The 13429-nt window shown below is 71.6% G+C and carries 13 protein-coding genes; 9 read left to right on the forward strand and 4 right to left on the reverse strand.

Annotation, left to right across the window (positions count from 1 at the left end; all coding sequences use genetic code 11):
• Positions 1-106: 106 nt before the first annotated feature.
• On the reverse strand, positions 107-415 hold the full coding sequence (locus tag F4562_RS26870; protein ID WP_184541717.1) for a DUF4235 domain-containing protein: 309 nt from the start codon (positions 413-415) through the stop codon (positions 107-109).
• A gap of 82 nt (positions 416-497) precedes the next feature.
• Between F4562_RS26870 and valS the strand changes: the two genes are divergently transcribed.
• From valS to F4562_RS26905, 7 genes are all read left to right on the forward strand, one after another.
• The gene (gene valS, locus F4562_RS26875; RefSeq protein ID WP_184541715.1) at positions 498-3041 is read left to right on the forward strand and encodes a valine--tRNA ligase; all 2544 of its coding nucleotides are present in this window, start codon (positions 498-500) and stop codon (positions 3039-3041) included.
• A 281-nt stretch (positions 3042-3322) separates the two neighbouring features.
• Positions 3323-4627 carry an AI-2E family transporter gene (locus F4562_RS26880; protein ID WP_311734004.1) on the forward strand — a complete coding sequence of 435 codons (1305 nt, stop codon included), beginning with the start codon at positions 3323-3325 and terminating at the stop codon, positions 4625-4627.
• Between the two features lie 11 nt (positions 4628-4638).
• Positions 4639-5193: a PaaI family thioesterase gene (locus tag F4562_RS26885; RefSeq protein WP_184541713.1), complete on the forward strand. Its 555-nt coding sequence runs from the start codon at positions 4639-4641 to the stop codon at positions 5191-5193.
• Positions 5190-5633: a dUTP diphosphatase gene (gene dut / locus F4562_RS26890; RefSeq protein WP_184541711.1), complete on the forward strand. Its 444-nt coding sequence runs from the start codon at positions 5190-5192 to the stop codon at positions 5631-5633. The genes F4562_RS26885 and dut overlap by 4 nt, the downstream gene beginning before the upstream one ends.
• A gap of 131 nt (positions 5634-5764) precedes the next feature.
• Positions 5765-6436 carry a DUF3710 domain-containing protein gene (locus F4562_RS26895; protein WP_184541709.1) on the forward strand — a complete coding sequence of 224 codons (672 nt, stop codon included), beginning with the start codon at positions 5765-5767 and terminating at the stop codon, positions 6434-6436.
• A gap of 50 nt (positions 6437-6486) precedes the next feature.
• Positions 6487-6879, forward strand: a complete 393-nt coding sequence (locus tag F4562_RS26900) for an OB-fold nucleic acid binding domain-containing protein (RefSeq protein ID WP_184541707.1) — start codon at positions 6487-6489, stop codon at positions 6877-6879.
• Positions 6880-6912: 33 nt separating this feature from the next.
• Entirely contained in the window at positions 6913-7575 is a 663-nt protein-coding gene (locus F4562_RS26905; protein WP_184541838.1) for a DUF3159 domain-containing protein, read from the forward strand.
• A 64-nt stretch (positions 7576-7639) separates the two neighbouring features.
• Here the strand turns inward: F4562_RS26905 and F4562_RS26910 are convergent, their stop codons facing one another.
• Together F4562_RS26910 and F4562_RS26915 are read right to left on the reverse strand one after the other, a co-directional pair.
• Positions 7640-8314: a potassium channel family protein gene (locus F4562_RS26910; protein WP_184541705.1), complete on the reverse strand. Its 675-nt coding sequence runs from the start codon at positions 8312-8314 to the stop codon at positions 7640-7642.
• Entirely contained in the window at positions 8314-8979 is a 666-nt protein-coding gene (locus tag F4562_RS26915; RefSeq protein ID WP_184541703.1) for a potassium channel family protein, read from the reverse strand. Before F4562_RS26915 ends, F4562_RS26910 begins: the two co-directional genes overlap by 1 nt.
• 117 nt (positions 8980-9096) lie before the next feature.
• Between F4562_RS26915 and F4562_RS26920 the strand changes: the two genes are divergently transcribed.
• Positions 9097-11169 (forward strand): APC family permease, encoded by a 2073-nt coding sequence (locus F4562_RS26920; RefSeq protein ID WP_184541701.1) that lies wholly within the window; start codon positions 9097-9099, stop codon positions 11167-11169.
• Between the two features lie 62 nt (positions 11170-11231).
• Entirely contained in the window at positions 11232-12479 is a 1248-nt protein-coding gene (locus F4562_RS26925; RefSeq protein WP_184541837.1) for a class I SAM-dependent RNA methyltransferase, read from the forward strand.
• Positions 12480-12572: 93 nt separating this feature from the next.
• On the opposite strand, the gene F4562_RS26930 is transcribed toward F4562_RS26925, so the two are convergent.
• Complete coding sequence (locus tag F4562_RS26930; protein WP_184541699.1) at positions 12573-13364, reverse strand: Clp protease N-terminal domain-containing protein; 792 nt, start codon at positions 13362-13364, stop codon at positions 12573-12575.
• Between the last annotated feature and the right edge of the window lie 65 nt (positions 13365-13429).

Below are 13429 nucleotides of genomic sequence, written 5' to 3' on the forward strand. Positions count from 1 at the left end.
GGACCGCCCCGAACTCCCGGAAACGGGCTGAGGCACCGTCCTGGAACATGACCTGGAACCCGCCCCCCGCCCGCGCCCGCCGCGGCGGGCGCGGGCGGGGCCGCCGTCAGGAGGTGATCTCCTCGGCGGCCTCCCTGGCCGCGTCCTTGACGGCCTTCCAGGCGTCGTACCGCTTCCTGGCGGTGCGGGCGACCACGATCTGCGTCACCTGCATGCCGACCCCCATCACCACGGCGTAGCCGATCGCCTCACCCAGGCTGATCTCCAGCGACTCGCTGTCGGCCGGCGGCTTCCTGCCGGTGCTCTTCTCCCAGGCGAAGCCGATGATCTTTCTGGCGGCCCAGGCCGTCACCAGGCCCAGCAGGCCGCCGATGGCCTTCCACGCGAGGTCCTGCTTCTCGGTCTTGTCGGCCATATGGTTCCTCCCGTATCCGTTCAGGATCAGCACACTAGCCGCATTCGGCGCGACAGCGCGTGACGCCTTACCATAGGGCGGCATGACACAGCAGCGATCGCGCCATGCGCCCATGCCCGAGAAACCGACTCTCGACGGCCTGGAAGCGGTATGGGTAGGTCGCTGGGAGGCCGAGGGCACCTACCGGTTCGACCGCTCGCGCACGCGCGCGGAGATCTACTCGATCGACACCCCGCCGCCCACGGTCTCCGGTTCGCTCCACGTCGGCCATGTCTTCTCCTACACGCACACCGACACCGTCGCGCGCTACATGCGCATGCGCGGCCGTGAGGTCTTCTACCCCATGGGCTGGGACGACAACGGCCTGCCCACCGAACGCCGGGTGCAGAACCACTTCGGCGTGCGCTGCGACCCCTCCGTCCCCTACGACCCCGACTTCCGGCCGCCGGCCGCACCCGACCCCAAGCGGCAGGTGCCCATCTCCCGCCGCAACTTCATCGAGCTGTGCCAGCGGCTCACCGTCGAGGACGAGAGGGCTTTCGAGGAGCTCTGGCGGCGGCTGGGCCTCTCGGTCGACTGGTCGCTGACGTACGCCACGATCGGCGACGCCGCCCGGGCCGCGTCGCAGCGGGCCTTCCTGCGCAACCTGGCCCGCGGCGAGGCGTACCAGGCCGAGGCGCCCACGCTGTGGGACGTCACCTTCCGCACCGCCGTCGCCCAGGCCGAGCTCGAAGACCGCGAGTGGCCGGGCGCCTTCCACCGGGTGGGCTTCACCCCCACCGGCGGGCGGGGGCCGGACGACCGGATCTGGATCGAGACGACCCGCCCCGAACTGCTGCCCGCCTGCGTCGCGCTGGTCGCCCACCCCGACGACGAGCGCTACCGGCCGCTGTTCGGCACCACGGTCCGGACCCCGCTGTTCGGCGTCGAGGTGCCGGTGCTCGCCCACCACCTGGCCGAGCCCGACAAGGGCTCGGGCATCGCGATGATCTGCACCTTCGGTGACGTCACCGACGTCACCTGGTGGCGCGAGCTCGACCTGCCCACCCGCGCCGTCGTCGGCTGGGACGGCCGGCTGCTGCCCGAGCCGCCCGCGGGCGTCCCGGCGGAGCCGTACGCGGAGCTGGCGGGCAAGACCGTGCACGGTGCCCGCGAGCGGATCGTGCAGCTGCTGCGCGACTCGGGCGATCTGGAGGGCGAGCCGCGGCCGGTGAGACGCGCGGTGAAGTTCTACGAGAAGGGCGACCGCCCGCTGGAGATCGTCACCACCCGGCAGTGGTACATCCGCAACGGCGGACGCGACTCCTGTCTGCGGGAGGCGCTCCTGGCCCGCGGCGGCGAGCTGGCCTGGCACCCGCCGCAGATGAAGGTCCGTTACGACAGCTGGGTGCAGGGCCTGGCGGGCGACTGGCTCATCTCCCGCCAGCGGTTCTTCGGCGTGCCCATCCCGGTGTGGTATCCGCTGGACGACGCCGGGGAGCCCGACCGCTCCGCGCCGATCCTGCCGCCCGAGTCCATGCTGCCGATGGACCCGTCCACCGACGTGCCGCCCGGCTACACCGAGGACCGGCGCGGCAAGGCGGGCGGTTTCATCGGCGAGGTGGACGTCATGGACACCTGGGCGACCTCCTCGCTGACACCGCAGATCGCGGGAGGCTGGGAGCGCGACCGCGATCTGTACGAGCGGGTCTTCCCGATGGACCTGCGTCCGCAGGCCCACGAGATCATCCGCACCTGGCTGTTCTCCACCGTGGTCCGGGCCCATCTGGAGCAGGGCACCCTGCCCTGGCGCAACGTCGCCATCTCCGGGTGGATCCTCGACCCCGACCGCAAGAAGATGTCCAAGTCCGTGGGCAACGTGGTCACCCCGCTCGGCCTGCTGGAGCAGTACGGCTCCGACGCGGTCCGCTACTGGGCGGCCAGCGGCCGTCCCGGCACCGACACCGCGTTCGACACCGGCCAGATCAAGATCGGCCGACGGCTGGCGATCAAGATCCTCAACGCCTCCAGGTTCGTGCTGGGCCTGGGCGGCGAGGAGGCCGGCGGGCGGGTCACCGAGCCGCTCGACCTGTCGATGCTGACCCGGCTCTCGGAGGTGGTCCGCGAGGCCACGGAGGCGTTCGAGGCCTACGACTACACCCGGGCACTGGAACGGACCGAGCGGTTCTTCTGGGAGTTCTGCGACGACTACCTGGAGCTGGTCAAGGCCAGGGCGTACGAGGAGGGGCCCGCCGCGCGCTCGGCGCACGCCGCGCTGCGCGAGGCCCTGGACGTCATGCTGCGGCTGTTCGCCCCGTTCCTGCCGTTCGTCACCGAGGAGGTCTGGTCCTGGTGGCGGGAGGGCTCGGTGCACCGGGCCGCCTGGCCCGAGCCCGCCGGGCCCGCCGGCGACCCGGAGCTGCTCCCGGCGGTCGCCGCCGTCCTCGGCCGGGTCCGCAAGGCCAAGTCGGACGCCCGGCTGTCCATGCGGGCACAGGTCGCCCGGCTGACCGTCACCGGTGCGGGCGCCGGCCTGCTGAAGCACGCGCAGGACGACCTGTGCGGCGCGGGCGTCATCGAGGAGTTCGTCCTGCAGGAGGACGACGGCGAGCCGGTGGTGGAGGTCGAACTGGCCGGACCGGCCTGACCCCGGCCGCACGTGAGCGGCCCGGCCGAACACCAATCTGTCCTCCCCGTCGCCGGATCGTGTCGTACGGTCGAGGCACGACAGGTGAGGGGAGGACAGGGCATGACGCCAGGTTGCGGCAACTGCGACTGCTACCTCGACGACAGGGTGATCCACCGGCCTCCGCAGGAGCGCTGACCCCGGCCGCACGTGAGCGGCCCGGCCCCGGCCGGGCCGCTCCTTTTCGTGTCCGGCCGGTAACCCGCGCGCATTCCTCGCTCCGGCGTGACAGTCTGGGACGTGTGATCTCCGATCGGGAACGCCTGACGAACCTGGTGCCGCGCACGCTGCTCCGGCTGGCCGTGTGGAGCCTGTGCCTGATCATCATCGGCTGGGCGGTGTTCTACTTCGCCCAGTTCCTCGCGACGCTGCGCATCGTGGTGCTGCCGGTGGCCGTGGCGCTGCTGCTGACCGCGCTGCTCTTCCCGCTCACCCGGCGGTTGCGCTCGATGGGTCTGCGGCCCATCTACGCCACGTGGATCACCATGCTCATCGCCCTCACGGTGCTGGGCGGCACCGGCTGGATCATCGGGGTGCGGGCCAACGACGAGTTCCCCGGCCTGGTCGACCAGGTCAGGGAGACGTCCAAGACGGTGGAGAACTGGCTCTACACCGGTCCCCTGCACCTGCAGCCGAACCAGCTCACCGGCTGGGTCGACGAGATCACCCGGCAGGTCACCGCGCAGCGCAACGAGATCACCCAGACGGTGCTCACCGGTGCCACGGTGGCCCTGGAGGTGCTGGCCTCCATCGTGCTGCTGCTGTTCGTGACGTTCTTCCTGCTCAAGGACGGCGACCGGATCTGGTCGTGGTTCCTGAAGGCGTTCGGCGAGGTGGCGCCCCGCGTCGACCGGGCCGGCCGGGCGGCCTGGGTGACGCTCTCGCACTACGTGCAGGGCACGGTGGCGGTCGCCGCGGTGCACGGTGTGATCATGGGCATCGTGCTCGCCGGGATGGGCGTGCCGCTCTGGGCGCCGCTGGCCGTGCTGATCTTCCTGGCCAGCTTCATCCCCATCGTCGGCATCTTCTTCGCCGGAGGCGTGGCCACCCTGGTCACCCTGGGCGCCAAGGGACCGATCTACGCCCTGATCTTCCTCGGCATCCTGCTGGTGGAGCAGCAGCTGGAGAACCACGTGCTCCAGCCGCTGATCGTCGGCAGGGTGCTCCACTTCCACCCGCTGGCGATCATCCTGGTGCTGGCGGTGGGCGGCATCCTGGCGGGCATCGCCGGAGCCGCGGTGGCGGTCCCGGTCGCCGCCGTGCTCTACCGGGCGCTGCCCGAGCTGAGCGGTGACCGACCGGCCCTGCCCCCCGCCCCGGAGCACGCCGGGCCCGAGCCCGGTGCCGGGGGCACGGCGCTGGTGACCGATCCGCCCGCCGGCCCCGCGGCGGAGAGCCACGGGACGGCGAAGGCCGTATCGGAGACCGCACCGGAGACGGCGCAGGGGGCCACGCCGTCGTCCGCCGCGGGCCCGGGAGCGGCCCGGCCGCCGGCCACCGGAGGCGACGTGCCGGTGAATGACGAATCACCGCAGCCCAAGGGGTAACGTTCTGCTCCGTGACCCGTTCCAGTGTGACGACCCCCCCGCCGGGGGCGGGCCGCCTGCAGGCGGCTCCCGGCGGACCCGCCCCGGGATCCCCCCTCGGCTCGCACTACGGCGACTGCTTCGGCTGCGGTGAGCGGCATCCCACCGGCCTGCACCTGAGAGCGACCACCCCCGACGGCCTGACCGTGGTCGCCGAGTTCACCGTGGGCGAGGCCCACCAAGGCGCACCCGGCCTGGCCCACGGCGGCGTCCTCGCCGCGGCGATGGACGAGGTCATCGGCATGTCCGTCTGGCTGTTCCAGCGTCCCTACGTCACCGGGCGGCTGGAGACCGACTACCTGGCGCCGGTCCCGGTCGGGACGACCCTGCATCTGCGCGCCTGGTGCACCGGCGTGTCCGGCCGGAAGGCGTACCTTGAGGCTGAGGGCCGCGCCGGTTCCCCGGACGGTCCGGTCGCCGTGCGGGCCGCCGCGCTCTTCATCGAGGTCGGCATGGAGCACTTCGCCAGGCACGGCGATGCGAAGGCCATTGCCGACGAGCATCACGAGTACGAGGTGAACCCGTGACCAACACCGTCGAGGTGCTGATCCACCGGCTCGACACCGGGCTGCCGCTGCCGTCGTACGCCCACCCGGGCGACGCCGGCGCCGACCTGTACGCCGCCGAGGACGTCGAACTGCTCCCCGGCGAGCGGGCCATGGTCGGCACCGGGGTGGCGATCGCCCTGCCGGACGGGTACGCGGCGTTCGTCCACCCGCGTTCCGGCCTGGCCGCCAAGCACGGGGTGACGCTCGTCAACGCGCCCGGCACCGTCGACGCGGGGTACCGGGGCGAGATCAGGGTGACGCTGCTCAACACCGACACCAAGGAGGCCGTCCGGCTGCGCAGGGGCGACCGCGTCGCGCAGCTGGTGATTCAGCGGGTGGAGCGGGCGGCGTTCTACGAGGTCGACCGGCTGCCCGGATCGGCGCGCGGCGCCGACGGGTTCGGATCCACCGGCCGCTGACCGCGACCCGGCCCGGGAAGGGGCGGGTGAGGTGGCAGACGGTGATCCGGGGCCGCGGCACGCCCGCCAGGCCGTCCGACGCCCCGCGCGACGGACGGATGACCAGTGAATCTTCAAGGAGCGTGAGGAAAGTGTTCGGACGTCGTCGTCGCGAGCAGTCCCCGGCGGACGTGGCCGCCGAAGAGGTCGAGCAGGTCCCGTCGCGCGAGTCCGGCCCGTGGGACGCCGACGAGCCCCACCCCGAGCGGGAGCGGGTCGACCTGGGCGGCATGCGCCTGCCGGTCGGCCCCGGGTTCGAGATCCAGCTCAACGTGGCCGGTGACCAGATCGTCGGCGCGGTGGTGCTCTTCCAGGAGAGCGCGCTGCAGGTGCACGCCTTCGCGGCGCCGAAGCGGAGCGGGATCTGGGACGAGGTCAGGGCCGAGCTCGCCGAGGGGATGAAGAGCGCCGGAGGGACCTCCGAGGAGCGGGAGGGCCCGTTCGGCGTCGAACTGGCCGCGAAGATCCCGGCAGACGGGGCCGAGCAGTCGGTCCGCTACATCGGCGTGGACGGCCCGCGCTGGTTCCTCCGCGGGGTGATCAGCGGACGCGCCACCGTGGACGCCGAGGTCGCCGTGACGCTGGAGGACGTCATCCGCGACATCGTCGTGGTGCGCGGAGACGAACCCATGCCTCCCAAGGAGGCGATCGAACTGCGCCTCCCGCCCGAGGCCAGGCAGGCCGCGGAGCGTCAGGCCGCGGGCGGCCGAGCCCCGAACCTCAACCCGTTCGAGCGGGGCCCGGAGATCGCCGAGATCCGCTGACGTGGGGAATCGCGTACGCTGATTCGACCCCGTATGTGAAGGAGAGCTCCGTGGGTTCTCAGGAGCCGCATAAACCGAGCGGATTTCGCGCTTTCCTCCGCCGTCTGACAGCCGGTCAGGCGGAACTGGAGGCCGACGAGCTCCAGCAGGATCTCGACCGTCACGGCGCAACGCCCATCGCCTCCTGCGGCGGGCGTCGCCGGTTCTGTGTCACCGGCACGCTGCGGACTGTCACCCTGCGTCCCCGCGGGGGCGCCCCGGCGCTGGAGGCCGAGCTCTACGACGGATCCGACGTGATCGACCTGATCTGGCTGGGCCGCAGGAAGATCGCTGGAATCGAGCCGGGCCGGATGGTGCTGGCGGAGGGCCTCGTCAGCCTGCAGGATGGGCGCAAAGTCATGTTCAATCCGAGGTACGAGCTACGCCCCGCGGGCGGTGCGTGAACGATTGGTGATCACGAGACGGTGAGCGAGAAAATGACCACCACCGACGAGACCGCCGCGCACGAGACGGTGGAGGCCGTGATCCGCGGTCAGCTCGCCAAGGCGTTCGGCGGCGTGCGCGGCACCATCGAGGCGGCCGTGCCCACGATCGCCTTCACCGGCATGTGGGTCGGCACCTCCGATCTGAGGCTCTCCCTGATCGTCAGCGTCTCCACCGCGGTGGCGCTGCTCCTGGTCCGGCTGGTGCAGCGCTCGACGCCGCAGTTCGTGATCAACAGCCTGGTCGGCATCGGCATCGGCGCCTTCTTCGCCTCCCGCACCGGTGAGGCGAAGGACGTCTTCCTGCCGGGCATCCTCTACAACGCCGCGTACGCGGCGGCGATGCTCCTGTCGGTCGTCACCCGCTGGCCGGTGGTGGGCTTCCTGATCGGGTCCGTCACCGGCGACCCGACGGGGTGGCGTGCCGACCCGGCCGTGGTGAGGCTCTGCACCAAGCTCACCTGGCTGCTGATGATCCCGTGTGTGATCCGGGTGGCCGTGCAGCTTCCCGTCTACCTGATCGGCGGCAACGACGCGGTCGCCGAGCTGGGCATCCTGAAGATCGCGATGGGCTGGCCGCTCCAGGTCGGGGCGCTCGCCGCCATGGTGTGGCTGCTGGCGAAGGGCCGCACCCCGGTGCGACCGGCGGTCTCCTGACCGGGCGAAACGGCCTGTGCGGCCCGGGGCCCGGCACACGGTGCCGGGCCCCGGGCCGCGTGGCTCAGCTCAGCGTCCTGTGGTGCGGGGACAGCAGCCGGGCCAGTTCCTCCTCGACCTCCTGACTGGCCACGAACATCAGCTCGTCGCCGGCCTCCAGCGGGTCGTCGGCGGTGGGCACCAGGACCCGGCCCTCACGCAGGATCGCGACCAGGGCGGTGTCGGCCGGCCACGGCACCGAACCGGCCCGCTGCCCGACGACCGGGGCGTCCTCGGGCAGGGTGAGCTCGACCAGGTTGGCCTGGCCCTGCCGGAACGTCATCAGGCGGACCAGGTCGCCGACGCTCACCGCCTCCTCGACCAGCGCACTCAGCAGGCGCGGGGTCGAGACGGCCACGTCGACGCCCCACGACTCGTTGAACAGCCACTCGTTCTTGGGATGGTTGATCCGGGCGACCACGCGCGGCACGCCGTACTCCGTCTTGGCGAGCAGCGAGACCACCAGGTTGACCTTGTCGTCGCCGCTGGCGGCGACGACGACGTGACAGTCGGCCAGGCCCGCCTCGTCCAGCGAGGAGATCTCGCAGGCGTCGGCGAGCAGCCACTCCGCCCGCGGCACGCTGTCGATCTTGATGGCCTTGGGGTCGACGTCGATGAGGAGGACCTCGTGGCCGTTCTCCAGGAGCTCGGCGGCGATCGAACGGCCGACCGCCCCGGCGCCGGCGATGGTGACGCGCATCAGTGCTCCTCCTCCGGCGCCCCGGACAGCACCTTGTTGATCCGCTCCATGTCGTTCTCGGCCGCCATGACGTGCAGGATGTCGCCCTCCTGCACCACCGAGTCGACACGGGGCAGCAGGGCCTCACCCATCCGGTTGATGAACGCCAGCCGGGTGCCCGCCGCCGCCTCCAGCTCCCTGGTGGTGGTGCCGACCCAGCCGGGGTGGTAGGCCACCTCGGCCAGCATCACGGACCCGGTGGGATCACGCCAGAGCGGCTCGGCGCCTTCGGGCAGCACACGGCGGAGGATCTGGTCGGCGGTCCAGCGGACCGTGGCCACCGTGGGGATGCCCAGCCGCTGGTAGACCTCGGCGCGCCGGGAGTCGTAGATCCTGGCCACGACGTTGTCCACCCCGAACGTCTCGCGGGCGACCCGTGCGGAGATGATGTTGGAGTTGTCGCCGCTGCTGACCGCCACGTAGGCGCTCGCGGCTCCGATGCCGGCCTCCTCCAGGACGTCCCGGTCGAAGCCGATCCCGGTGACCCGGCGTCCCCGGAACCCCGCCCGCAGGCGGCGGAACGCCTGCGGATCGCGGTCGATGATCGCGACCGAGTGGCCGCTGTCCTCCAGGATGTGCGCCAGGGTCGAACCCACCCGGCCACACCCCATGATCACGATATGCATGCTCCCCCGCCGGTCGTTGTGAGGCGGATCTTGTCACCGATGTTATTCAGCCAGTATGGACCGCTCTGGGAGCGGCCCGGCAGTGGGACGGGGGGACAGCGACTAGCATCGGCAGACGTGTCGAAGGTGACGGACCTTGTCAAACGCCTGTTCATCGGGCGTGCGCTGCGGAGCACGCAGCTCCATGAGCAACTGCTCCCCAAACGCATCGCGCTGCCCGTGTTCGCGAGCGACGCGCTCTCCTCCGTGGCCTACGCCCCGCAGGAGATCCTCGTCATCCTCTCCCTGGCCGGAGTCTCCTTCTACCACTTCAGCCCATGGGTCGCGGTCGCCGTCGTCGTCGTGATGCTCACCGTCGTGGCGTCGTACCGGCAGAACGTGCACGCCTACCCCAGCGGGGGCGGCGACTACGAGGTCGCCACCGTCAACCTCGGCCCCAACGCCGGGCTCACCGTCGCCAGCGCGCTCATGGTCGACTACGTGCTCACCGTCGCGGTGTCGGTCGCCAACGGCGTCGACTACGTGGGTGCCACCGTCCCCTACGTCGCCGAGCACAAGCCGCTGGTCGCGATCCTCATCGTCGTGGTGCTGACGCTGGTCAACCTGCGCGGCATCCGGGAGTCCGGCGTGGCCTTCGCGATCCCCACCTACGCCTTCATGGCCGCGGTCATCGGCCTGGTCGCCTGGGGGTCCTTCCGGCTGCTCGTCCTCGGTGAGGAACTGCGTGCTCCCACCGCCGACTACGAGATCGTCGCCGAGCAGACCAACCTGACCTCCTTCGCCGCGGCCTTCCTCATCCTGCGCGCCTTCTCCTCGGGCTGCGCCGCGCTCACCGGCGTCGAGGCGATCAGCAACGGCGTGCCCGCCTTCCGCAAGCCGAAGAGCAGGAACGCCGCGACGACGCTGCTGATGATGGGCCTGGTCGCGGTGACGATGTTCGTCGGCATCATCTCGCTGGGCCTGGCCTCCGGCGTCAAGGTCGCCGAACCCTCCGTCGCCGCCCGGGACGTGCTCATCGACGGCCGGCCCGCCGGGCCCGGCTACTACCAGCAGCCGATCATCGCCCAGGTCGCCGACGCGGTCTTCGGCAACGGCTCGATCATGTTCTTCGCCATCTCCGCCGTCACCGCGCTGATCCTCTTCCTCGCGGCGAACACCGCCTTCAACGGGTTCCCGGTGCTCGGCTCGATCCTCGCCCAGGACCGCTACCTGCCGCGGCAACTGCACACCCGCGGTGACCGGCTCGCCTTCTCCAACGGCATCGTGATCCTGGCCGCCGCGGCCTGCCTGCTGCTGTGGGGGTTCGACGCCGACGTCAGCCGCCTGCTCAACCTCTACATCGTGGGCGTCTTCGTCTCCTTCACGCTCAGCCAGACCGGCATGGTCCGGCACTGGACGCGCAACCTGAGGACCGAGACCAACGCGAAGATCCGGCACCGGATGCAGCGCTCCCGCACCATCAACCTCTTCGGCGCGATGATGACCGGCGTGGTGCTGGTGGTCGTGCTGCTCACCAAGTTCACCCACGGGGCGTGGATCGTCTGCGTGGCCATGCCGGTGCTGTTCCTGATGATGAAGGCCATCCACCGCCACTACGAGAACGTCGCCCGGGAGCTCGCCGTCGCCGAGGACGGTGAGCTGGACGAGACGATGCTGCCCGCGCGCAACCACGCCATCGTCCTGGTCTCCAAGATCCACAAACCGACCCTGCGGGCCCTCGCCTACGCCCGCGCCACCCGCCCCTCCAAGCTGGAGGCCATCACCGTGGGAGTGGAGGGCGAGGAGGCCAAGGCGCTGGAGGCCGAGTGGGAGCGGCGCGGCATCCCGGTGCCGCTGAAGATGCTCGACTCGCCCTACCGTGAGATCACCCGGCCGGTCCTGGAGTACGTCAAGTCGCTGCGCCGCCGCTCGCCCCGCGACGTGGTGAGCGTCTACATCCCCGAATACGTCGTCGGCCACTGGTGGGAGCACTTCCTGCACAACCAGAGCGCGCTGCGCCTGAAGGGCCGCCTGCTCTTCCAGCCCGGGGTGATGGTCATCAGCGTGCCCTGGCAGCTGCACTCCTCCGACCGGCTCAAGGGCCGCCCGGAGCCCCTCGCCCCCGGCTCCGTCCGCCGCCCCCCGCACGGGACGGCCGACGGGACGCGGTCGCCGTCCGGCGTGGTCCGCGACCGTGGCACCAAGCCTTAACCTTTCGTATGCGCTCCTGACCGCGAGGAGGCTTGACCGACGACGAACCGGGGGGCACGGCCATGGCGATCGAACTGACGGTGGGACCGGTGGCGCACGGAGGCTGGTGCGTCGCCCGTCACGACGGCCGGGTGGTCTTCGTGCGGCACGCGCTCCCCGGCGAGCGGGTGATGGCCGAGGTCACCGAGGAGACCTCCCGGTTCCTGCGGGCCGACGCGGTCGAGGTCCTGGAGGCCTCGGCCGACCGGGTCACCCCGCCCTGCCCCTTCGCCGGTCCCGGTCGCTGCGGCGGTTGCGACTGGCAGCACGCCTCCCTCGACGCCCAGCGCCGCCTCAAGGCCGACGTGGTCGCCGAACAGCTCAAGCGGCTGGCCGGCATCGACTGGAAGGGCGTCGTCGAAGAGGTTCCGGGCGCCTCCGACGGCCTCGGCTGGCGCACCCGGGTCCAGTTCGCCGTCGACCGTGACGGAACGGTCGGCCTGCGCCGCCACCGCTCCCACGACATCGAGCCGGTCGACGCCTGCCTGATCGCCCACCCCGAGGTGGAGAACGTCGGCGCCGAGGTCATGAACTGGCGCAACGCCTCCTCCGTGGAGGTCATCGCCTCCGGCACCGGCGACCAGGCCGTGGTGGTGGCACCCAAGCCCCGCCGCACGGTGGCCGTGCCCGACCTCGACACGAGCGTGGCCGTCTTCGTCGCCGAGGGCAAGGGCCGCACCCGGGTCGTCCACGGCCGCAACCACCTGGTCGAGCGGGTCGGTGAGCGCGACTTCCAGGTCACCGGCAGCGGTTTCTGGCAGGTCCACCCGGGCGCCGCCGCCACCCTGCTCGACGCGGTCCTGGAGTTCGCCCGGCCGCAGCCGGGCGAGTGGGCCCTCGACCTCTACTGCGGCGTCGGCCTGTTCGCCGCCGGCCTGGCCGAGGCGGTCGGCCCCGAGGGGGCCGTGTTCGGCGTGGAGTCCGAGCCCGTCGCCGTCCGTGACGCCGAGCGCAACCTCCGCGACCTGCCCTGGGCCCGCTTCGCCCGGGGCCGTGTGGAGGACGCCCTCGACCGCTTCGGCATCGAGCGCGCCGACCTGGTCGTCGTCGACCCGCCCCGGGCCGGTCTCGGCCGCGAGGTCGTCGACCGCCTCACCACCCTGCGGGCCACCCGGATCGTCTACGTCTCCTGCGACCCGGCGACCCTGGCCCGCGACCTGGCCCGCTTCGCCGAGCTGGGATACCGCCTCGCCGACCTGCGGGCCTTCGACGCCTTCCCGATGACCCACCATGTGGAGTGTGCGGCGCTGCTGGTCAGCGAGCCGATCTAGGCTCTGACCAGCGGTTGTGCGACACGTCATGGGTCGGCGCGGGCCGGCGTGAACCGGCGTTTTCCAAGATCTTCGCGCACCGGATGCGCACGATCACGAACCGGCTGACCCCTCCGCCGCGTCGAGGCGTTCCTCCAGTCGTTCGAGCCGCCGCAGGATCGGTCGCAGTTCCTGGCGGACGGCCTCGGACAGGGCGTTCGCCACGGCGGCGGGCGGTGCCACGGGGGGAGCCGCCGGAGCAGGGGCCGCCTGCGTCTGAGCGCGCAGGTGGACGTACCCGGCGAGGGCCGCGACCACCGCCCGGCGGGTCAGCCGTTGCTCGGCGCCCAGGCCGCGCAGGATGTGCCCGGCCGCTCCGTCGGGCTCGGCGATCAGCCCGAGCAGCAGGTGCTCGCAGCCGACGTAGTTATGGCCGAGGGCGGTCGCCTCGGTGACGGTCAGTTCCAGGGCCGCCGCGGCGGTTGCCCCGAAGGTCAGCTCGGCGCCGCAGGCCCCGGACGCCGCCGGGGAGTCCGCGGCGGGCCTGTCCAGCCGGCGCCGTATCTCCGCCGGTTCGATCTCCAGCGCGCCGAGCACCTGCAGGGCCAGATTGCCGCCCTCGGTGAGCATGCCGCCCAGCAGGTGCTCGGTGCCCACCTCCGTCACGCCCTCGTTCCGCGCCTGCTCGACCGCGAGCTTGACCACCTCCCGGGTGCGGGGCGTGAAGTGGGTGAGGCGAGCCGTCAGCAGGTCGGCGTCCGCGCTGCCCAGGGCGGTCTCACGGATGGCCGTCACCCGCCGTACGGCCTGCTCCAGTGCGCGCTGGCAGACGGCCGAGACGGGCACCCCCGCCTTCCGCACTGCCTCCGCCAGCTCGTCGGGCAGATAGACATTGATCTTCGGCATTGACCCTCCATTGGGGTTATGTAGGGGTTATGAGACATTGATAGCTCGTGGGGGACCCCCTGTCC

This window comes from Streptosporangium becharense (genome assembly GCF_014204985.1).
Classification (GTDB): Bacteria; Actinomycetota; Actinomycetes; order Streptosporangiales; family Streptosporangiaceae; genus Streptosporangium; species Streptosporangium becharense.

Bases quoted from the DNA above. Each gene is read 5' to 3' on its own strand.
- F4562_RS26915 (WP_184541703.1), bottom strand. From the start codon at position 8,979: ATGCATATCGTGATCATGGGGTGTGGCCGGGTGGGTTCGACCCTGGCG.
- F4562_RS26910 (WP_184541705.1), bottom strand. From the start codon at position 8,314: ATGCGCGTCACCATCGCCGGCGCCGGGGCGGTCGGCCGTTCGATCGCC.
- valS (WP_184541715.1), top strand. From the start codon at position 498: ATGACACAGCAGCGATCGCGCCATGCGCCCATGCCCGAGAAACCGACT.
- F4562_RS26930 (WP_184541699.1), bottom strand. From the start codon at position 13,364: ATGCCGAAGATCAATGTCTATCTGCCCGACGAGCTGGCGGAGGCAGTG.
- F4562_RS26905 (WP_184541838.1), top strand. From the start codon at position 6,913: ATGACCACCACCGACGAGACCGCCGCGCACGAGACGGTGGAGGCCGTG.
- F4562_RS26870 (WP_184541717.1), bottom strand. From the start codon at position 415: ATGGCCGACAAGACCGAGAAGCAGGACCTCGCGTGGAAGGCCATCGGC.
- F4562_RS26925 (WP_184541837.1), top strand. From the start codon at position 11,232: ATGGCGATCGAACTGACGGTGGGACCGGTGGCGCACGGAGGCTGGTGC.